The organism is Ruegeria sp. CH10 (assembly GCF_056537125.1).
Map to the genome: position 1 here is coordinate 201,329 of NZ_JBQFQY010000004.1, position 21,764 is coordinate 223,092.

16 protein-coding genes are annotated in these 21,764 nt (G+C 60.3%); 8 read left to right on the top strand and 8 right to left on the bottom strand.

From position 1 onward, the window contains the following. Positions 1-44 precede the first annotated feature (44 nt). Positions 45-4,382, bottom strand: a complete 4,338-nt coding sequence (locus tag ACRZ94_RS13825; protein WP_480797577.1) for a beta strand repeat-containing protein — start codon at positions 4,380-4,382, stop codon at positions 45-47. Between the two features lie 340 nt (positions 4,383-4,722). Between ACRZ94_RS13825 and ACRZ94_RS13830 the strand changes: the two genes are divergently transcribed. Both ACRZ94_RS13830 and ACRZ94_RS13835 read left to right on the top strand, forming a co-directional pair. After that, positions 4,723-5,643: a LysR family transcriptional regulator gene (locus ACRZ94_RS13830; protein WP_480654272.1), complete on the top strand. Its 921-nt coding sequence runs from the start codon at positions 4,723-4,725 to the stop codon at positions 5,641-5,643. A 153-nt stretch (positions 5,644-5,796) separates the two neighbouring features. Beyond that, positions 5,797-6,891, top strand: coding sequence for a M24 family metallopeptidase (locus ACRZ94_RS13835; protein ID WP_480797578.1), 1,095 nt, complete (start codon positions 5,797-5,799; stop codon positions 6,889-6,891). A 123-nt stretch (positions 6,892-7,014) separates the two neighbouring features. Here ACRZ94_RS13835 and ACRZ94_RS13840 read toward each other — a convergent pair whose 3' ends face one another. Beyond that, positions 7,015-7,686 carry a GntR family transcriptional regulator gene (locus ACRZ94_RS13840; protein ID WP_480797579.1) on the bottom strand — a complete coding sequence of 224 codons (672 nt, stop codon included), beginning with the start codon at positions 7,684-7,686 and terminating at the stop codon, positions 7,015-7,017. 218 nt (positions 7,687-7,904) lie between these two features. On the opposite strand from ACRZ94_RS13840, the gene psrA reads away from it, so the two are divergent. From psrA to phnY, 3 genes are read left to right on the top strand one after another with little or no spacing between them, the layout of a single operon-like run. Further along, positions 7,905-9,032 (top strand): iron-containing alcohol dehydrogenase PsrA, encoded by a 1,128-nt coding sequence (gene psrA, locus ACRZ94_RS13845; RefSeq protein ID WP_480654278.1) that lies wholly within the window; start codon positions 7,905-7,907, stop codon positions 9,030-9,032. Positions 9,033-9,084: 52 nt separating this feature from the next. Further along, positions 9,085-10,329 (top strand): phosphonoacetate hydrolase, encoded by a 1,245-nt coding sequence (phnA, locus tag ACRZ94_RS13850; RefSeq protein ID WP_480654280.1) that lies wholly within the window; start codon positions 9,085-9,087, stop codon positions 10,327-10,329. 12 nt (positions 10,330-10,341) lie between these two features. Beyond that, a complete protein-coding gene (phnY, locus tag ACRZ94_RS13855) occupies positions 10,342-11,790 on the top strand; it encodes a phosphonoacetaldehyde dehydrogenase (protein ID WP_480654282.1) in 1,449 nt (482 codons plus the stop codon). A 91-nt stretch (positions 11,791-11,881) separates the two neighbouring features. Here the strand turns inward: phnY and ACRZ94_RS13860 are convergent, their stop codons facing one another. From ACRZ94_RS13860 to ACRZ94_RS13885, 6 genes are read right to left on the bottom strand one after another with little or no spacing between them, the layout of a single operon-like run. Continuing rightward, positions 11,882-13,384, bottom strand: coding sequence for an aldehyde dehydrogenase (NADP(+)) (locus ACRZ94_RS13860; RefSeq protein WP_480797580.1), 1,503 nt, complete (start codon positions 13,382-13,384; stop codon positions 11,882-11,884). 13 nt (positions 13,385-13,397) lie between these two features. Beyond that, complete coding sequence (locus ACRZ94_RS13865) at positions 13,398-14,510, bottom strand: fumarylacetoacetate hydrolase family protein (RefSeq protein WP_480654286.1); 1,113 nt, start codon at positions 14,508-14,510, stop codon at positions 13,398-13,400. A 1-nt stretch (position 14,511) separates the two neighbouring features. Next, a complete protein-coding gene (locus tag ACRZ94_RS13870; protein WP_480797581.1) occupies positions 14,512-15,342 on the bottom strand; it encodes an amidohydrolase family protein in 831 nt (276 codons plus the stop codon). Then, positions 15,339-15,767 carry an RbsD/FucU family protein gene (locus tag ACRZ94_RS13875; protein ID WP_480797582.1) on the bottom strand — a complete coding sequence of 143 codons (429 nt, stop codon included), beginning with the start codon at positions 15,765-15,767 and terminating at the stop codon, positions 15,339-15,341. The genes ACRZ94_RS13870 and ACRZ94_RS13875 overlap by 4 nt, the downstream gene beginning before the upstream one ends. Further along, positions 15,757-16,809, bottom strand: coding sequence for an aldo/keto reductase (locus tag ACRZ94_RS13880; RefSeq protein WP_480654292.1), 1,053 nt, complete (start codon positions 16,807-16,809; stop codon positions 15,757-15,759). The genes ACRZ94_RS13875 and ACRZ94_RS13880 overlap by 11 nt, the downstream gene beginning before the upstream one ends. Continuing rightward, the gene (locus tag ACRZ94_RS13885; RefSeq protein WP_480797583.1) at positions 16,806-17,543 is read right to left on the bottom strand and encodes a GntR family transcriptional regulator; all 738 of its coding nucleotides are present in this window, start codon (positions 17,541-17,543) and stop codon (positions 16,806-16,808) included. The genes ACRZ94_RS13880 and ACRZ94_RS13885 overlap by 4 nt, the downstream gene beginning before the upstream one ends. A gap of 83 nt (positions 17,544-17,626) precedes the next feature. Between ACRZ94_RS13885 and ACRZ94_RS13890 the strand changes: the two genes are divergently transcribed. The 3 genes from ACRZ94_RS13890 to ACRZ94_RS13900 are packed head-to-tail and all read left to right on the top strand — an operon-like array spanning position 17,627 to position 21,754. After that, the gene (locus ACRZ94_RS13890; protein ID WP_480797584.1) at positions 17,627-19,180 is read left to right on the top strand and encodes a UxaA family hydrolase; all 1,554 of its coding nucleotides are present in this window, start codon (positions 17,627-17,629) and stop codon (positions 19,178-19,180) included. A 43-nt stretch (positions 19,181-19,223) separates the two neighbouring features. After that, positions 19,224-20,750, top strand: coding sequence for a sugar ABC transporter ATP-binding protein (locus ACRZ94_RS13895; RefSeq protein WP_480797585.1), 1,527 nt, complete (start codon positions 19,224-19,226; stop codon positions 20,748-20,750). Further along, positions 20,747-21,754: an ABC transporter permease gene (locus ACRZ94_RS13900; protein ID WP_480654300.1), complete on the top strand. Its 1,008-nt coding sequence runs from the start codon at positions 20,747-20,749 to the stop codon at positions 21,752-21,754. Before ACRZ94_RS13895 ends, ACRZ94_RS13900 begins: the two co-directional genes overlap by 4 nt. Positions 21,755-21,764: the final 10 nt, after the last annotated feature.

Below are 21,764 nucleotides of genomic sequence, written 5' to 3' on the forward strand. Positions count from 1 at the left end.
GCTAGAAAAACGGGGCGACCCAAGGCCGCCCCGTCAGGGTTCAGTTACGCAACAAAGTCGTTGTCGTTCAGATCAGCACTGTCGATGCCAACCAGACGCACCGTGCCTTCGTCACCGAACGAGATCAGCGTGTCATTGCCATCCTGGGCAACGTTCACCTGACCACCGAAATCGGGGCCAAAGTCACCGAATTGCAACGCATCGCGACCAATCTCGAAATCCTGGATCGTGTCGTTGCCGAAGTTCTCACCGAACGAGAACGTATCGCGACCCAGACCACCGATGAGGATGTCATCGCCACCTTCACCCGAGATCACATCGCCACCGGCCCCACCGTTGATCACGTTGGACAGATCGCTGCCGATGATCACGTCGTTATCATCGGAACCGATCACGTTTTCGATCGATTGCAGCGTGTCGGTTTCAACCTGATTTTCGATCACGTCTTCGCCGATCACACCCAGCACACCGTTGATAACACCATTGGGCCCGATGCCATCGCCTGGGTTGGGGTCAAGGGTTGCACCGGCATCAATCAGGGTGTCCTGAACCACCGGACCATTCTGACCCGCCGGGGCGTTGTGCAGATGGATCGGAGAGACAACGCCAGGGATCGGGGTGAACAGTTCGGCCTCGCTGATGCCGACAACGTCCAGCTGGCTGGAATAGGTCACCTCACCCGTGTTCAGGTTCTGCGTGATGACTAGTGTCGCCTCACCGGTTGCTTCGCTGTTGGACAGCGGCCCCGGTTCCTGCGCTGCATCCAGACTGCCGCTGAGGGTGACAGTGCGGATACCATCCACTGTGACGTCATCCTCAACCAGCAGCTGCCCGCGGATTTCCCCGCCCCGGAACTGCGCCGTGTGGATGTTATAGTACAGGTTGCCCTGTACGGCCTGCTCGACAAACTGGGCACCGTTTGCGATGGCCGAACCGAACTGATCCGGGTCTGCAACCAGCGCATCTGTCACAGTAACGCTGAAGCCGGTATCGCGGGTTGCTGTACCGTTGCCATCGGCGTCCAGACGGACCTCAACCGCAACATCCAGATCCGAGAAGTCGGCCGTGTCGATGCCCTCACCACCGTTGATGAAGTCATTACCCAGCCCGCCAGTCAGAACGTTGTCGGCATCGCCGGCGATCAGGACGTCATCACCGGCACCGCCGAAGATGTCACCATTGGTGGTGCCCAGATCAACAAAGATGTCATCGCCATCGCTCAGCAGAACGTTGCCGTTGATCACACCTTCCTCGTCGTTGACGATGGTCACAACACCCGCGTCCGATGCGTCAATCGCGTTGACCGTGCCGCGGATTTCACCTTCGTTCAGGATCGCGCCCAACAGGTTCAGGCCACCATCGACGCGGATACCAGCCGCGGCGTCCGAGTCCTCGGACCCTGCGATCAGGCCCTCGTTGACAACAACACCTGCAAAACCTGCATCGTCCTGACCTGTGAACAGGCGCAGACCGTCCCCGACCTGATTGCCTTCGACCGCGTCGCCGCGCCCCTGGAAGACACCATCGTTAAGGACAACCGCCGACACGACGTCACCGGATTCGTCGCCGGTCTGCAGCGAAACGGCGGAACCGTTATTGCCTTCGCCTGCATCAACCAGACCGCTGTTGGTAAAGGTATAGTTGTCAGCCGTACCATCGGCATAGACCGTACCATTGCGCTGGTTGCCGGTGCCCAGGATGTCGCCTTCGTTGACAACCTCAAGACCTTCGCCATCGATGTTCAGCGCGCGGCTGTCCGAGGACACGGTCCCACGGTTGACGAAAGAACCACCCGAGTGATCGCCGGTGCCGAAGTACACACCGTTCTGAACGCCTGCGAACTCACCGCCTTCCTCGTTGACCAGAAGGCCCTGGAAGTTGACGTTGTTGACAGCGCGGAACGCACCAACGGTACCGTTTGCACCCTCGGACGTGACCGTGCCGCTGTTCAGGATGGTTCCGTCAAACAGGGCAGGGCCGAAACCGCCGCCTTCCAGACGCACACCTTCCAGACGGATACCGTCACCCGCCGTACCCAGACCTGCGCCCGCATTGCCGCGTCCCGCAACAGTGCCATCGTTGGTGACCAGAACGTCGCCATTGCCTTCTTCGTCCAGCGACAACGAGATGCCCGAGCCCTGATTGCCTGCGCCTGCGTCAATGGTGCCTGTCTCGGCGTTGGCGATCGAGAAGTCACGCGCGGTGTCATCCGAATACACGGTGCCGTTGCGCTGATCGCCTGTGCCCAGAATGTCGCCTTCGTTCTGGACGCTCAGCCCCTCACCGTCGACATTCACCGCACGGCTGTCCGACGAGACAGTCCCACGGTTGACGAACGAGCCGCCCGTGTGGTCACCCGTGCCAAAGTAGACACCGTTCTGAACACCCGCGAATGTGCCGCCTTCCTCGTTGATCAGTTCACCCTGGAAGTTGACGTTGTTCACCGCACGGAACGCACCGACAGTGCCGTTGGCGCCCTCGGATGTGACTGTGCCGCTGTTGGTGATCGTGCCATCGAACAGGCCGGGTTCAAACCCGCCGCCTTCCGGGCGCACACCTTCCAGGCGGATGCCGTCACCGGCGGTGCCCAGACCTGCGCCTGCATTGCCGCGACCGGCGATGGTGCCTTCGTTGTCAACGGAAACGTCGCCGTTGCCTTCGCTGTCCAGCGACAACGAAATGCCCGAGCCCTGATTGCCTTCGCCCGCGTCAATGGTGCCGGATTCGGCGTTGGTGATCGAGAAGTCACGCGCGGTGTCATCCGAATACACGGTGCCGTTGCGCTGATTTCCGGTGCCCAGGATGTCGCCTTCGTTGACAACCTCAAGACCTTCGCCATCGATGTTCAGCGCACGGCTGTCGGACGAGACGGTGCCCTGGTTCAGGAACGAACCGCCCGTGTGATCGCCGGTTCCGAAATAGACGCCATTCTGAACGCCTGCGAACTCACCGCCTTCCTGGTTGACCAATTCACCCTGGAAATTGACGTTGTTCACCGCACGGAACGCGCCGACGGTGCCGTTGGCGCCCTCGGATGTGACCGTGCCGCTGTTGTTGATGGTGCCTTCGAACAGACCGGGGCCAAAGCCGCCGCCTTCCAAACGCGCACCTTCCAGACGGATGCCGTCACCGGCGGTGCCCAGACCCGCGCCCGCGTTGCCGCGACCCGCGATGGTGCCTGCGTTTTCAACAGAAACCTCACCGTTGCCGTCTTCGTCCAGCGACAGCGAGATACCCGAGCCCTGATTGCCCTCACCGGCATCGATAGTTCCGGTCGCGATGTTGTTGATCGAGAAGTCACGCGCGGTATCATCCGAATACACGGTGCCGTTGCGCTGATCGCCGGTGCCCAGAATATCACCGCCATTCAGCAGATCCACGCCCGAGCCGTCGATATTCACGGCACGGCTGCCGGATTGGATGGTGCCAAAGTTCAGTACATCCAGATCATGTTCGGCATCGCCGATATACAGACCATTGCGCGGGCCTTCGATGACGCCGGTCGAGGTGTTGAGGATCTCGCCCTCGGTATTCGCCCCGTCGGCAATACGGATACCGGCGGCCGTGCCCTGATTGCTTTCGGTCGAGATCAGGCCGCTGTTGACAATCTCGGTCTCCAGAATGGTGCCTTCAACACCTTCATCGATCCGAATGCCGTCGCCTGCCAGCGCGGTGTTCGACGCCGCCTGACCGCGGCCCTGAATGGTCGCGCCTGCGCCGTTGAACACGTCGGTTTCCACCCGGTCACCGAATTCATCACCCACCTGCAACGAGATACCTGCGCCGCTGTTTCCAACGCCCGCGTCGATAGTGCCGCCTGCAAAGTTCGAGATGGTGACATCTTCGGCAGTGCTGTTGGTGTAGATCGTGCCATTGCGCTGATCGCCGGTACCGATGATGTCGCCAAAGTTGCGGACATCAATGCCCTGACCCTGAATATCAACCGCACGGCTGTCAGAGCTGATGACCCCGCCGCTGAAGTTGTCCAGGCTGCCCGAGCTGCCTGCACCGGCAAACTGAACGCCATTGAACTCACCCGCGATCTCACCAAAGTTGCGGATCGTCGCGCTGCCTGTGACCTGAACGCCTGTGGCATTCACTTCGGGGCCGTTATTCGCCTCGATCAGGCCCGAGCTGAAGTTGAACACTTCAACATCCTGACCTTCGGCCAATACGGCCGCCACGGCGTTGTTGGTGATGATCTCGCCAAAGTTCAGCAGGCGCGAAAAGTCATTGGCCAGTACAAAGGCCGGGGTGTCATCGACCACGGTACTTTGGAAGAAATTGTTAACGAGGGTCTGACCGTCGCGGCTTGTTTCTTGCGCCAGCGTTGACGAGGTCAACAGACGCGCACGAATGCCTTCTATGAATTGGGACAGCATGAGGGACTCCATCATGGGTTTGCGTTTTACGGCTCACCCGGTGGTCTGGGCGCGTCGCATAGCAAAGGGGTAGTCACCACCGCTGGTCAGCTAAAATACATCCTGCGAATTAGGCATATAACAAATGCAAATACTCACGAACTGCGTGAATTGATGACAAGATGTATATTTTAAATTCAATAAGTTAGGAAATTCGATCCGCCATTAAGATACTATTCAGTGGCGATTATTGACACTTATGTGAGCCGAAGTGATCGGGTTTTGATGCAGGCATGCCTCCGTTAGGCTATGACTCCCCTGAACCCGACGGGACTGATAAGAGTATCAAATAGCCGCAATCATGAATTTCAGAGATTTGGAATACGTTCTGGCCATCGCCAAACACGGTCAGTTCAGCCAGGCGGCGGTCGCCTGCAACGTGTCTCAGCCCGCATTGTCCAACCAGATCAAAAAGCTTGAACAGGAACTGGGCGCCGACCTGTTCCTGCGCCTCAACAATGAGGTGCGCCCGACACTGTGCGGGGAACGTGTGATCGCCATTGCCGAGCGTATCCTGAACGACGCCCAGACCCTGCGCGACACTGCAACCCAGTTCCGCGACCCCGAGGCCGTGCCGTTTCACGTGGGCATGACGCCCACATTGGCCCCTTATCTGACTCAGTATTTTTCGGAACTGTTCAGCACACTGTTCCCCAGAATGCGGGTCAAGATGGTCGAAGACCTGCCGCATAACATGCTGCAAATGGTCGAGGACCATACGCTGGACCTAGCGTTGGTGGCCAAGGTGAACAACTCTGCCGCACTGGATTTCACCTCAATCTGGGCCGAACCGCTGTTTCTTGCTGTGCGCGAGGGGCATCCGCTGTGTCAGTTGCCCTCGATCGCACCCGAGGACGTGCCCTCGCATGATTTTATCCGGCTACCCCATAGTTTCGGCTATGATCTGGAAGATCGCCTGCCCAAATCGGACCCGTCGAACCGGGCCAGCAAACGCTTTGATCTGAGCGCTTTGCGGTTCGAAACGATCTGCCGGCATATTTGCCATTCGGATGACTGCACCATCGTCTCGGCGCTGGCGGCCGAGCAGTTCAAGGGCGACAACTGGCCCTTGTGCTTTATTCCTTTCGACGCCCCCGGCAACCTGCGCAACCTTGGCGCCGCGACCCGGCCCGGTTGTCCCCGCAGGCCGTTGCTGGACCGTATCGGCCAGTATATTCGTGAAAACCCTCCGGTCGGCGTGACGCCGACCTTTCAGGACTGAGATCATATTCCCCCGTCCAATGGGTCTTTGGGGCTATGCCATCTAACCGCTGGGCGAATACATCTGAATTGGTGTAAGCATCGGACAAGACACCTTTTCCAGACCACAGCCATGCCATGCGCGGTCTAATCACAAAACAGGAGGCCGCCCCTGATGCCGGATCTTTCCGAATACCGCCAACTGGCGCAAATCATGTCCGTGGATGCCGTAGCTTTGGTGCCCGGCCCAAACTTTACACGGGCCTTTGGAAAACCCTTTCCAAGCCATGAGCGCCCTATTGTGGTGGTCATCCCGGCCCAGGGCGCACCCGCTGCGATTATGCCCAATCTTGAATTGGGAACATGGGCGCTGGTCGGTTTCGAGGGTGAGGTCTTTGACTGGATGGACCAGACCGGGTACGACGATGCCTTTGCCGCCTTGGCCAAGGCGATGCCGCTTAAATCCGTGGCCGTCGAGGGGCAGGTGATGCGCGTTTTTGTGTCCAAGGCGCTGACTCAGGCAATGCCCGGTTTGCAAATCGTGGATGCCGAGCGCGAAATCTCCGGCCTGAGGATCATCAAGGCCCCAGAGGACATTCAGGCGTTGCAGGCTGCGATAGATATCTCGGAACGGGCGCTTGAGCGTGTGATCGCGGATGTCCGGGTTGGCCAGACCGAGAAGCAGATTGAACAGGCGTTGATTCAAGCCCTGTTTGCCGAATGCGCAGAATCGCTGGCTTTCGGGCCAATCGTTGTCGCGGGTGACAACTCGGCCCGGCCCCATGGCGCGGCCCGCGTGGACTATCAGATCAAACCCGGCGATGCGCTTCTGTTTGATTTCGGCGCGCGCAAGGATGGCTTTGCCGCAGACATCACGCGCACGTTCTTTGTTGCCGAGGTCTCGGATGAGGGCCGGGATGTTTATGACACGGTGCTGCGGGCCAACCTGGCCGGGTTCGAGGCCTGCCGCCCCGGCGTTTCGGCCCATGACATCGATGACGCCGTCACCCGTGTGCTTGAGGCTTCGGCCTATGCGGATCGCATCCGCACCAAGACAGGCCACGGGTTGGGGCGTGACGTGCACGAGGCCCCGTATATCATGCGCGGAAACCATCAGGAAATCCGCACCGGCATGGTCTGGACGAACGAGCCCGGACTTTACGATCTGGGTAATTTCGGGGTCCGCATCGAAGATGATGTGCTGGTGACCGAAGATGGCTGCCGGTCCCTGACCAGCTTTCCCAAAGAGCTGACTATTATCGGGCGCTGATAACGGTCACTTTCCCTAAAGCGTCTCGGGTTTAACTTGACACACGTGTACCCTGCCACGCCTGCGGCGTTTTCGGGACATTCGTGTCGCAGAGTGATTCAGGTAAAACCCGAAACGCCCTAGTCAGGTTTTGCGCGTGGCCCGTACCATCTCTAACAGTTCATCTTTGGTGCGCTGAATGTGGCGGGTCAGCAGCTCACACGCCTCGGTGGTTTGCCTGGCGCGGGCCAGAGCCAGCAACGCACGATGGTCTTTCTTGGCCGGGTCGCGCTGCTCCATAACACTCAGGTGCATGCGCACATAGCGGTCGGCCTGAATGTTGAGCCGCTGCAGAATCTCGGAACTCAACCCCCGATGCGCCGCAGCATAAAGGGCCGCGTGGTATTGTGTGTTCAAACTGCCCCACCGTGCGACATCCAGGGCGTCATAGGATGACTCCATATCCTCAAGAAGGCGTTCGCAAGCTATAAAGTCAGCCTCGGTCATTTGCGGAATGGCCCGCGCGAACAGATCAACCTCCAGCAGGGTGCGTAAATCGAAAATCTCACCGATTTCCGACATGGAATGCGTGGTCACCGAGGCCCCCCGGTTGTTGGTCAATTGCACCAGCCCTTCGGCGTCCAACCGTTTCAAAGCCTCGCGGATCGGCATGCGCGAGACATCATATTCTTCGGCCAGGGCCTCCTGACGGATAGCTTCGCCCTCGGCCAGTTCACCACTGAGAATCCGTTCGCGCAGATCATCGGCAATGGCTTGGGGTAGGCTTTGCCGGGCAATCGCGCGGGTTTTGGGCATTTGATCGGCCTCGGGCATCAGGAAAGTGTATCCAAAATACAAAGAGAGAGGATGGTTTCCAAGCCCTTCAAATTGCGAAGTTTGGCGCGCGGATCGTTGCGTGTTTTTCCTATAGTTCCAGCCAATACAAAACATCAAAACAATCTATTGGACCGATGAAACGATTTCCACCAGATTGCGGCCAAACCAGCGAATCCTCATATTCCAAGAGGCCCCGGATGTGGACATATTCAAACCCGGTCAAAACCCTGTTCGGCAGTGGGGTGTTCAATCAGGTTCCGAAACTGATCGCTGGTCGCCGCTATGCGCTGATCACTTATCCAGACGACAGATCGCTGGCATTGACGCAACAATTGGCAGATGCCGCTGGACCTGCTGCGCTGGTGATAAATGACATTGCTCCGAACCCGGATTATCGCCTGTTGCGGACTCAATGCGCGCGTTTCCGGCAAATCGCGCAAAAAGTCGAAGTGATCGTCGCTTTGGGCGGCGGTTCTGTGATCGACTCGGCCAAGGTCTTCGCCGCTGCCGACGGTGATTTTAGCAAGGTCGCCGAATATCTGGAAACCAAGGCAGGGGGTGAAACCTTAAGCGCCACGCCGATCATCGCCATCCCCACAACGGCGGGAACCGGCAGTGAGGTCACCTGCTGGGCCACGGTCTGGCAAGAAGAGACGGGCAAGAAATACTCGCTGGCGCGGCCCGACCTCTATCCCGAAGCCGCCGTGATCGATCCGGCGCTGATGGTGAACAAACCGTATGGGCTGACGCTGGCTACCGGTCTGGATACGCTGTCGCACGCATTGGAAAGCATCTGGAACGTCAACGCCAATCCGATCTCGGCGTGCCATGCTGTCGCTGCCGCCCGGCAGGTTCTGGACACTTTGCCCGCGCTGCTCAGCGATTTGGGCAACCTGCAATTGCGCGCCCGAATGGCCGAGGCGTCGCTGAGCGCCGGGCTCGCCTTTTCCAACACCAAAACGGCCATAGCACATAACCTGTCCTATCCCATTACGCTGGGATGGGGGGTGCAGCACGGCATCGCGTGTTCCTTTACGCTGCCGATGATCCTGCGCTCGGTCGCCGGGATTGGCGGATTTCGGCAGGAGGCGCTGCATGCAGTGTTCGGGCCGGACCTGATCGCAGGGGCAGACACGCTGAACAGCTTTCTGACCAGCCTCGGCGTTGCCACCCGGTTCGCAGAATACGGCATTTCTGACAGTCAGCGGGCAGACATTATCGACGCGGCCTTCGCGGGTGAGCGGGGCCGAAACTTTGCCGGAACCAAAGCCGCCTTTCTCGAAGCCGAGAAAGCCATGCAGACCCAACGCCCCAAAGTGGCGTGATTGAATTCAAATCCAACTCAGGCGCAAAAGCGCCCTTACCAAGGACCCCCAAATGACCATTCACACCCCTATCACAGCGAATGAGCGGGTTTACCCTGCACCCAAGGTTCCTGCGATTGCGATCTGTCTGGACGGATGCGAGCCGGAATATCTGGAAGTGGCAATCGCCAAGGGCCTGATGCCGACGCTCAAGCGCATTCGCGAGACCGGCACCGACCGTCTGGCGCATTCGGTGATCCCGTCGTTCACCAACCCCAACAACCTGTCCATCGCAACTGGCCGCCCGCCCAGCGTGCATGGCATCTGCGGCAACTACCTGATCGACCCCGACAGCGGCGAAGAGGTGATGATGAACGATGTGCGGTTCCTGCGCGCGCCGACCATCTTCTCGCAGTTTTACGAGGCCGGGTATCGCGTTGCCATGGTCACCGCCAAGGACAAGCTGCGCGCGCTGCTGGGCGCGGGGCTGAAGTTCGACGAAGATCGCGCGGTGGCGTTCTCGTCCGAACGTTCGGGTGAGACGACGAAGGCCGAGCACGGCATCGACAATGCCAGCGATTGGCTGGGCATGCCGGTGCCCGAGGTCTATTCCGCTGAGCTGTCCGAATTTGTCTTTGCCGCGGGCGTCAAGCTGCTGAAGGAATTCAAGCCCGACATTATGTATCTGTCGACCACGGACTACATCCAGCACAAATTCGCCCCCGAACAGCAGGGCGCGCTGGATTTCTATGCCATGTTCGACAAGTATCTGGCGCAGCTGGATGAGCTGGGTGCGGCCATCGTCGTCACCGCAGACCACGGCATGAAGCCCAAGCATAACGCAGCGGGCGAGCCAAACGTGATCTATGCGCAGGACCTGATGGACGAATGGCTGGGCGAAGGTCAGGCCCGTGTGATCCTGCCGATCACCGACCCCTATGTGGTGCATCACGGCGCGCTTGGCGCGTTCGCCACCGCCTATCTGCCCGAAGGTGCGGACAAGGCCGACATCATGGCCAAACTCGATGCAATTGACGACATGATCCTGGTGGTCGACAAGGAAGAGGCGATCCGCCGCTTTGAGCTGCCCGCCGACCGGATTGGGGACATCGTCATGATCTCGGGCGAGAACATGACCATCGGCACCTCGGCCGACCGCCACGATCTGGCCGCGCTGAAAGAGCCGCTGCGCAGCCATGGGGGCCTGACCGAGCAGGAGGTTCCCTTTATCGTCAACCGCGTCATCGATCTGGGCAACGCGCCCGAGCTGCGCAATTTCGACGCGTTTTTCTACGCCACCACAGCGGCGGCTCAGTAAATGGACGGGACCATGAACAGCTCTGAAATCCGCAATGAGGGCATGCGCATCGGCGGCGAGGTGGTCTTTACCGAGGCCACCGTCCCCGTGCACTATCCCTATACCAACGAGGTGGTCGGCCATGTGCCCGCGGGCACGGCCGAGCACGCGCGCAAGGCGTTTGAGATCGCGGCGAACTACACCCCCAAACTGACCCGGTATGAGCGCAGCCAGATTCTGCAACGCGCCGGCGAGCTGATCGGCGAGCGCCGCGAATACCTGGCCAAATGGCTGACGCTGGAACTGGGTATCTGCCACCAGCACGCGATCTATGAGACCAAGCGCGCGCAGGACGTCTACCAGTTCGCCGCCGCCGAGGCGCTGAAGGATGATGGTGAGATTTTTTCCTGCGACCTGACCCATAACGGCAAGGCGCGCAAGATCTTCACCAAGCGCGAGCCGGTTAAGGCCATCAGCGCGATCACCCCGTTCAACCACCCGCTGAACATGGTCAGCCACAAGATCGCGCCCGCCATTGCGACCAACAACTGCATGGTATGCAAACCGACCGAGCTGACGCCGCTGACCTGCCTGACGCTGGCGGATATTCTGTACGAAGCCGGCCTGCCGCCCGAGATGTTTCAGGTGGTCACCGGCTGGCCGCAAGACATTGGCGACGAGATGATCACCAATGACAATATCGACATCATCACCTTCACCGGTGGCGTGCCGGTGGGCAAGATGATCGCCTCGAAAGCGGGGTACAAACGGCAGGCGCTGGAGCTGGGCGGAAATGATCCCCTGATCGTACTGAACGACCTCAGTGATGCCGATCTGGACAAGGCCGCCACCATCGCCGTGGCCGGGGCCACCGGCAACTCGGGCCAGCGCTGCACCGCGATCAAACGCATTCTGGTGCAGGACAGCGTGGCGGACAAGTTCGTGCCGCTGGTGCTGGAGAAGGCCAAAAAGATCAAGTTCGGCGACCCGCAGGACCCTGCGACCGAACTGGGCTGCGTGATCGACGACAAGGCGGCCGAGATCTTTGAAAACCGCGTCTATCAGGCTGAAAAGGAAGGGGCGGAAATCCTCTATCACCCCGGCCGTCAGGGCGCGCTGCTGCCGCCCATCGTGGTCGACAAGGTGCCCCATGACAGCGAGCTGGTGATGGAGGAAACCTTTGGCCCCATCGTGCCCATCGTCCGCGTGCCGGACGATGACGCGGCGGTGATGGCGATTTCCAACAGCACCGAGTTTGGCCTGTCCTCGGGCGTGTGCACCAACGACCTGAACCGCGCGATTGCCTATATCAACGGTCTGGACGTGGGCACCTGCAACATCTGGGAACAACCTGGCTACCGCATCGAAATGTCCCCCTTCGGCGGCATCAAAGACAGCGGCAACGGCGTCAAGGAAGGCGTCATCGAAGCGATGAAGTTCTTCACAAACGTCAAAACCTACTCTCTGCCATGGCCGGAATGATCCCGCTCTGAACCAAGAAAAAGCCCCGGTCGTTCGAGCCGGGGCTTTTTTGTTTCCATGGTTCTGAGCGTCAGAACATATTCCGCGTCGGTTACACCTGCTCTGGCAGCAGATTGGCCGGGATGTCCTGATAGCACACAGGCCGCAGGAACCGCCGGATGGACAGCGTACCCACGGATGTCGCCCCAAAATTGGTTGAGGCGGGGTAGGGGCCGCCATGCACCATGCTGTCGCAGACCTCGACCCCGGTGGGGAAACTGTTGGCCAGCAAACGGCCTGCCTTGCGCTCCAACAACGGCAGCAGGGCCTGCGCGTCGGCGGTGTCGCCATCGTCCAGGTGCAGCGTACAGGTCAGTTGCCCTTCGATGGCGCGGGCGATTTGCTGCATCTGGGCCGCATCACGGACGCGCACGACGATACCCAGAGGGCCGAACACCTCTTCCTGCAGCTTGCGATCAGCCAGCCAGTCATCGCCGGAAACCGAGAACAGATAGGGCGCGGCGTCACGGGTTTCGCAGCTTGTGCCCATGATCTGGGTCACGCCGGTGCCAGCGGCAACCCGCGATACGCCATCGCGATAGGCATCGGCGATACCGTCGGTCAGCATGGTCTGGTCGGCGGTAGCCGTTAGGCCCGCCTCGGCCGCGGCCTGAAACGCATCCGCCTCGGGGCCGTCGATAATGACGGCGATGCCCGGATTGGTACAGAACTGACCCGCACCCATGGTCAGCGAACCGGCCCAACCTGTCCCGATCTGTGCCCCACGTGCGGATGCGGCCTGCGGCAGGATGAACATCGGGTTGACCGAGCCCAGCTCGCCAAAAAACGGAATGGGTTCGTCGCGCTGTGCGCACAGGTCGAACAGCGCGCGCCCGCCCGCCAGACTGCCGGTGAAACCCACCGCACGGATCAGCGGGTGCTGCACCAGACGGGTGCCCACATCACGCTTGCCGCCCTGCACCAGAGAGAACACGCCGGGATGCACGCCGCAGGCTTTGATCGCCGCGTCGATGGCCTGCGCAACGATCTCACCCGTGCCGGGATGGGCCGAATGGCCCTTGACCACAACCGGGCACCCCGCGGCAAGGGCCGCAGCGGTATCCCCACCCGCGACCGAAAAGGCCAGCGGGAAGTTCGATGCGCCAAACACTGCCACCGGACCCAGTGGGCGCTGGATCATTCGCAGGTCAGGGCGGGGCAGGGGCGCGCGGTCGGGCATGGCCGGGTCGTGGCGCATGTCCAAATAGCCGCCCTGTTCGATATGGTCGGCAAACAGACGCAGCTGACCCACGGTGCGACCCCGTTCGCCCTGAAGACGGGCTTCGGGCAGGCCGGTTTCCTGAGTGCCGATCTCTGTAATGGCATCGCCCCGCGCGTCGATCTCATCTGCGATCTTGCGCAGCAGGGTGGCGCGCTGGCCCCGGGTAGACCAGCCATATGTGGCGAATGCCTCTTCCGCTGCCTCGACGGCGGCATCGACCAGCGCGGGGGTTCCAACGGGAAAGTCATGGCTGGGGCCATGCGCGGGTTCCGAGGCAAAGGTTGCGTCCGAGCCGACCCAGTCGCCGGCAATCAGGTGTTTTCCGATCAACATGATCTTCGCTTTCTTATAGCAGGCCGCGTTGGGCCAGGTTTCGCATGAGATGAGAGGCCCCGAAGGTCCATTCCGGGCACTCTGTCGACAGGCGCACTGTGTTGGTCAGCGCGCCCAATTTGTCATTGGCAATGGTGACAACATCGCCCAGCTTATGGGTGAACCCGCCACCGGGCGTGTCGCGATCCTGCGTCGGGGCAAACAGTGTGCCCAGAAACAGCATGAACCCATCGGGGTACTGATGATGCCGCCCGACGGTCTGGCCCACCAGATCGGCAGGGTCTCGGCTGATCTGCGACATGGATGAGCTACCGTTCAGAACGAACCCATCCGGTCCGGAAACCGTCAGCGTCAGTTCCGCCTGGCGCACATCATCCAAGGTGTAGCTGTCGTCAAACAGCCGGATCATCGGGCCAATGGCGCAGGAGGCATTGTTGTCCTTGGCCTTGCTCAGCAGCAGGGCCGAGCGCCCTTCGACATCGCGCAGGTTCACGTCATTGCCCAGCGTCGCGCCCTTGATCTGACCCTGTGAGGTGACCGCCAGAACAACCTCGGGCTCGGGGTTGTTCCAGGTCGAGATCGGGTGCAGGCCCACATCCGCCCCAAAGCCCACCGAGGACAGAACCTGTGCCTTGGAAAACACCTCGGCATCGGGGCCGATGCCGACCTCAAGATACTGGCTCCACAACCCCTCTTCGATCAGAGCTTGTTTGACCTCTGCCGCAGCCTCGGACCCCGGCACGACATTTGACAGGCTATCACCGATCCGCGCCCCGATACGTGTGCGGATGGCCTCGGCCTTGGCGGGATCGCCTGCGGCCTGTTCCTCGATCACCCGTTCAACCATTGATCCGGCGAAGGTCACACCGCAGGCTTTGACAGATTGCAGGTCGCAGGGGGCCAGCCAGATGTGGTCGCCGTCCAGCGGCCCAATCGCCTGACCCGGCGCAGAGCGCACATAATCTGCAGTATCCTCGCGCTCCAGAATATCGCGTGTTGTCGGGGCAGCCTTGGCGGTGATGTCCACCAACTGGCCATCCCGCAGGGTTACAACGCAGGGGCCGATACCGGGCCGCTCTATTCGGCCAAGCCACAGCCCGGCAGAGTCCAAATTCATATTCGTCATGTCAGGTCCTGAGGTTATAGGCACGCGCCGCATTCCCACCCAGGATCGCATCGCGTTCGGATTGTGTCAGCGCCGCAAGCAGCGCATCGGTTGTGGCGACCCATCGGTCATAGCTGCTGGCCAGGGTGCAGACCGGCCAATCGCTGCCCCAGATCAGACGCTGGGGCCCGAAGGTGGTCAGCAAGTGATCCACATAGGGGCGCAGATCGTCGATGGTCCAGTCGCCTGCGGCCTCGGTCACCAAACCGCTGAGCTTGCAATAAGCGCCGGTATCGCGGGCCAAAGCAGCCATGTCTTCGGCCCAGCCCGACAGGACGCCGTCGCGGATCAACGGCTTCGATCCGTGGTCGATCACCACACGCATCTTTGGGTGGCGGGCCAGCAATTGGCGCAAGGGCGCCAGATGCTGCGGCAGGGTCAGGGCATCAAAGGTCAGATCGTGGCTATGCAGCGCCTCAAAGGCAGGGGTCAAAGCGTCGGCGATCATCCAGTTCGGGTCCGGAAGGTCCTGAATCATCGGCCGCAACCCGACCAAGGCCGGATGCGCGGTCAATGCCGCGATCTGTGCGGGGGCATCGGCAGCCTCAAAATCGACCCAACCGACCACACCTTTGATAAACGGGTTCTGATCGGCCAGAGACAACATGTATTCCGTCTCGGCCACCGTGGGGGCAGCCTGTACCAGCACAGTCGCGTCAATACCTGCGGCTGCCAGCAAAGGCGTCAGATCCTGAGGTGTGAAATCGCGATACAGGGCCGTCAGTTCTGGTGTCAGCCAGCCATAGTCACCCCGTGCCACAGCCCAGAAATGCTGATGTGCGTCGATCCTCATCCAACGACGCCCTTCTTGAGGATGATATTGCCGTACAGGCGTCGCTCACCCGTCTGCACAATGGCAAAGGCACTGGCCGCGCGATCGTAAAAGGCAAAGCGTTCCAGCCCCTGCACGCGGGCCGGGTTGTCCGCCGTGGCGTCGATGATGGTCTGGAAATCGGCAACCGCCTCGGGCACCGCGTCCGGATCGCCGACCACCTGCATGGTCAGCGCCGGGTCGTGCACGAAACTGTCCAAGGGCATAACCGACAGCACCGCGCGCAGAATCTCACTGGCCGAGGACCCATCGGCGCGAATACAGGTTGGACCAGTGCTTGAACCCGGAAAATTCGCATCCGCAATCACGATTTCATCGCCATGGCCCATGGCCCGCAGGGCGTGCAGCAGTTCGGGCGACAGGATGGGGTCGATATTACGCAGCATGGGCGGCTTCACCCGGCAGCGGCGCGTCTGCGCGGATCAGACCCTCGCCGCGCAGATCAGACCACAGCGCGGCCGGAATCTCGCGATCCAGCAGGGCGACATTGGCCTGCACCTCAGCCGCGTTTACGGCACCGGGGATCACGGTTTTGACGCAGGGATGGCCCAGTACAAACTGCAGCGCAGCCGCAATCAGCGGGGTGTCATGCGCGGCGCAAACCGCTTCGATCTTGCGCACGCGGTCCAAAATGTCATCGGGCGCATCGGCATAGTTGTACTTGGCTCCGGGCACTGCGCCGGTCGCCAGAATGCCGGAGTTATAGGGCCCGCCCAGAATGATCCCCACGTCGCGCTTTTCACAGAGCGGCAGGAAACTGTCCAACGCCTCCTGCTCCAGCAGCGTATAGCGACCGGCCAGCAGGAACCCGTCGAAATCGCCCAGACCCAAAAGCCGTTCGCAGACCTGCCATTCGTTCACACCGGCACCGATCGCGGCAATCTCTCCGGCGGCGCGCAGTTCGGTCAGGGCTTTGTAGCCGCCGCCGTCGAACAGCTCTCGGACCTTTGCATCGGACATTTCCTGACTGCCCTGGCTGAAGACGCAGACATCATGGACCAGCAGAATATCGGCATTGGCCACGCCAATCCGCTCGCGGCTGGCCTCATAGGATCGCATCACCCCGTCATAGGTATAGTCGAACACAATGCGTTTTTGCGGCACATCCACGAAGGCTTCGGGTGTGACCTCATGCGGCTCGCAATCCAGCAACAGACGCCCGATCTTGGTCGACAGCTGGATGTTTTCACGGCCAAACCGGGCGATGGCCTCGCCAAAACGGTGTTCGGACCGGCCCAGCCCGTATTGCGGCGCCGTGTCGAAAAAACGGATGCCTGCATCATAGGCTGCTTGCAGCGCCGCCTGCGCATCTTCGTCCGAAACTTTGCGATAAAGATTGCCCAACGGCGCGCCGCCAAACCCCATGCGGGTCAGAGGCACCGGTCGTGCGGTCCGGTGGTTCAGTAATTCGGTTTGCGAAACGGTCATCCTGCCTCTCGTCTGGGTTGGGGAGTGGTGTTGAACAAATGCGGTTGCTGCTGTTGCAGCAGTTCGATCCGGGGCATCAACTGCCCCAGATGATCATGCATGGCCTGCTGCGCCGCAGACGCGTCGTTGTTGCTGATCGCCTCAAGAATCGCGCGATGTTCGGCCAGAGTTTCCGCAATCCGGCCCGGTTTCGGCAGCAACAACATACGCGCACGATTCACCTGCAGCGAGACCGTCTGCGCCACGTCTGGCAGGCGTGTGATACCGGTAAACTCCATCAGCAGCGCGTGGAAATCTTCGTCCGCCTGGTAAAAGCCGGGAATGTCGTCATCTTCAATCAGCAGTTCCTGAAGGCGCATGTTGCGGCTCAGTTTCTTGCGCTGGTCATCGGTCAGGTCGCGCGCAACCTTGGCGACAGCGGCCAGCTCAAGCGCTTCGCGCAGGAATGCCCCCTCATGAATCTCGGTCATCGAGAAATATGAGACGCGCGTGCCCGATTGCGGCACCACATCGACAAGCCCTTCGGCAGCCAATCGCGCGATCGCCTCGGAAACAGGTGCGCGCGACACGCCCAACTGTTCGCAGATCGGCGCCTTTCTCAGATTCGCACCAGGCGGAAAATCAAGCGCGAGGATCGCTTGCTTGATCGCCAGATAAACGCGCTGCGCCAGCGACCCTTCGGTCGTTGTGATGTCCCGCAGAAGGGTCGCATCAATATCCTGAGGTTTGTTCATAACGGCTGGCCTAGCATACTAACATGTTAGTTGACAAGACTGTCTTCACGGCTTAGCAGTTTGGGCAAGCAAGCGGGAAAACGATGCAAGCAGACGAACAAACAAAAGACGCAACGGCCGGTATGCGGGACGTGATCAAGCTGAACCCGGATGACAATCTTGTTATTGCTTTGCGGGACTTGTCCTCGGGCGATCAGCCAGAGGGCGTACCGGTTCCATTGTTGGGATCGGTGTCACGCGGGCACAAAATCGCAACCGCCGCAATTGCTGCGGGCGAGAATGTGATTCGCTATGGGCAGATCATCGGGCAGGCCAAAGCGGATATTGCGCCAGGCGAACATATCCATGTGCAGAACCTTGGTATGGGCGATCACCAGCAGGACTATGCCCATGCCAGCGCCAATACACCGCTGCCAAGCATCCAGTCCGACCGCGTCTTTCAGGGCTATCACCGCGCGGATGGCAAGGTCGGGACGCGGAACTATATCGGCATTCTGACAACGGTAAACTGTTCCGGATCGGTCGCCCGCTTTATTGCCGAGGCCGCCAACAAGTCCGGCCTTCTGGATGCCTATCCCAACGTGGATGGCATCGTTCCGATCGTTCACGGCACCGGCTGTGGCATGTCTGCGACCGATGAGGGCTATGCCACGCTGTTCCGCACCCTGGCGGGCTATGCGCAGCATCCGAACTTCGCAGGTATTCTGCTGATCGGTCTGGGTTGCGAAGTGATGCAAGTCGCCGATCTGGTGGGGGGCCGCCCAATCCGGCCAGATGGCGCCTTGCGCTATATGACGATCCAGAACGAGGGCGGCACGCGCCGGACCATCGAACGCGGGCTGAAAGAGGTGCAAGGGATTGCCGAGCTGGCCAATCAGGTCACGCGGCAACCCGCGCCAATCCGTCATATCACTGTGGGGATGCAGTGCGGCGGATCGGACGGGTATTCCGGGATCACCGCGAATCCTGCTTTGGGATATGCGTCGGACCTTCTGGTGCGCCATGGCGGCACCACGATCCTGTCCGAGACATCGGAAATCTACGGCGCAGAACACCTTTTGACCCGGCGGGCCGAAACGGTGGAGGTCGGTGAACAGCTGATTGAGCGCATCCACTGGTGGGAAGATTATACCGAGCGCAATGGCGGTGAGATGGACAACAACCCCAGCCCCGGCAACAAGCGCGGCGGGCTGACGACCATTCTGGAAAAGTCGCTGGGCGCAGTGGCCAAGGGCGGCACCGCCCCTTTGCGCGGCGTCTACAAATTTGGCGAGATCGTGGACCAATCCGGTTTTGTCTTCATGGACAGCCCCGGTTTCGACCCGTGCTCGGTCACCGGGCAGGTGGCGTCGGGGTCGAACCTGATCGTGTTCACGACCGGCAGGGGCTCGGTCTCTGGCTACCAGCCGACGCCATGCATCAAACTGGCGACCAATTCCGAAATGTACGCCCGCATGGCCGACGACATGGACCTGAACTGCGGGGACATCGTCACCGACGGGGTCAGCATCGAGGCCAAGGGCGAGGAATTGTTCGAGATTCTGATCCGTGTCGCCTCGGGCGAGAAAACCAAAAGCGAGGAACTTGGATTTGGCGGGGTCGAGTTCGTGCCCTGGCAGATCGGCGCAGTGATGTAGCCTGCGTCACGCCCTTGGGGAGAGGGGCAATATGGGAGAAGACATGACAAAACTGGTCGATATGACGGGGATCGAAAAGTATTTCCCCGGCGTGCACGCGCTGAAATCCGTGCAGTTCGATCTGTTCCCGGGCGAAGTTCACGCGCTGATGGGCGAGAACGGGGCCGGGAAAAGTACGCTGATGAAAATCCTGTCGGGTATTTATCAGCGGGATGGCGGTGATCTGGTGATCGGGGGTCAGTCGGTCAGTCCGACCACCCCGCGCGAAGCGCAGGATCTGGGTATCGGCATCATCCATCAGGAACTGAGCCTGATGAACGATCTGACCGTGGCGCAGAACATCTTTATCGGACGCGAACCGCGCAAAAGCTTTGGGCGTTTGGATGAGGCCGCGCTGAATGCGCAAACGGCCGAAATCTTTGCCTCGATGAACCTGAATCTGGACCCCAGAACGCTGGTTGGCAGCCTGACCATCGCCAAACAGCAGATGGTCGAGATTGCCAAGGCACTGTCCTATCGGTCCAAGGTTCTGATCATGGACGAACCCACGGCAGCCCTGAATGACGCCGAGATTGCCGAGCTGTTCGTGATCATCCGCCGCCTCAAGGCCGAAGGCGTGGGGATCGTCTATATCAGCCACAAAATGGATGAGCTGAAGCAGATCGCCGATCGTGTCACCGTCATGCGCGACGGCGAATATGTGGGCACCGTTGGGGCGTCTGAGACACCGATCAGCCAGATCATCGCGATGATGGTGGGCCGCGAGGTGAACGAAGAACCGCTGGACGTTCCCGATCTGGGGGGTGCTGAGGTCTCATTGGAAATCAAGGGTCTGACCCGCGGTAAAGAGATCAGGGATGTCAGCTTTTCCGTTCAAAAGGGCGAGATTCTGGGCTTTGCCGGTTTGATGGGGGCAGGGCGCACCGAAGTTGCCCGCGCCATATTCGGGGCCGACCCGAAAGAGGGCGGCGAAATCCGGGTGCATGGCAAAGAGGTGTCGATCAAATCGCCCAAAGACGCCGTGCGCGCCGGGATCGGATACCTGTCCGAGGATCGCAAGCATTTTGGTCTGGCCACGGGTATGAACGTGCGTGACAACATCGCCTTGGCGTCGATGGACCTGTTCACCGGGACCGGAGGGGTTCTGAACGACAGTGAAATCAGCACCACCGCCAAAGGCTATATTGCCCAGCTGGGCATTCGCACCCCGTCAGATGTGCAAGAGGTGCGGCTGCTGTCAGGCGGCAACCAGCAAAAGGTTGTCATTGCAAAATGGCTGCTGCGCGATTGCGACATCCTGATCTTTGACGAACCGACTCGCGGCATCGACGTGGGTGCAAAGTCCGAGATCTACAAACTGCTCGAAGAACTGGCCGAACAGGGCAAGACCATCATCGTGATCTCGTCGGAACTGCCCGAGATCATGCGGCTGAGCCATCGTATCGCGGTGATGTGCGAAGGCCGCCTGACCGGCATCCTGCCCGGCGGAAAAGACACCACTCAGGAAGACATCATGCATCTGGCCACCCAGCGTGAGGCGGCGATGCAGGTAACAGGGACAGTCCAATGACCACAGCTACGGATATCGACAAAAAGAAACCCCTTGCGGGTCTGTCGGAAAGCGGCGCCTATCAAAAGCTGCTGGCCTTCGCCAGTCTGATCGCATTGCTGATCGGGTTTTCAATCGCGTCGCCGAATTTCATGCAAACCTCGAACATGATTGCGATTCTGCAGGCGACCTCGGTGAACGGAGTTTTGGCTGTGGCGGCCACTCTGGTCATCATCACCGGCGGGATCGACCTGTCCGTGGGGACGCTGATGACCTTCTGCGCAGTGATCGCGGGGGTCGTGCTGACCTATCTGGGAATGCCCTTGTTGCTGGGCGTCGCAGCAGCGATTGCGGCGGGGGCTTTCTGCGGGCTTTGCTCGGGTACATTCGTGGCCAAGATGAAAATCCCGCCCTTTATTGCCACACTAGGCATGATGCTGATCCTCAAGGGTCTGTCGCTGGTCATCTCGGGCACACGACCGATCTATTTCAATGACACGCCGGGATTCGACCAAATCTCGCGCGGGTCACTGATCGGAGAAGTGTTTCCGGCACTGCCTATCCCGAACGGCGTGCTGATCCTGTTCCTGGTGGCGATTGCGGCATCCTACATCCTCAGCCGCACGGTTCTGGGCCGCTATACCTTTGCGCTGGGATCGAACGAAGAGGCCGTGCGCCTGTCGGGTGTCAACACCGACGCGTGGAAGATGCGCATTTATGCACTGGCGGGCGCCATCTGCGGCATCGGCGGCATCCTGATCGCCTCGCGCCTGAACTCGGCGCAACCGGCGCTGGGTCTGGGATACGAGCTTGAGGCCATCGCGGCCGTGGTGATTGGCGGCACGTCCCTGTCGGGTGGGCGCGGGACCATTCTGGGTACTCTGATCGGCGCGCTGATCATGGCGGTGCTGACCAACGGGCTGCGCGTCCTGTCCGTGGCGCAGGAATGGCAGACAGTTGTCACCGGCGCGATCATCATTCTGGCCGTCTACGCCGACATGGCGCGGCGCAAGAAATCCGGTTGAACAAAGCAAA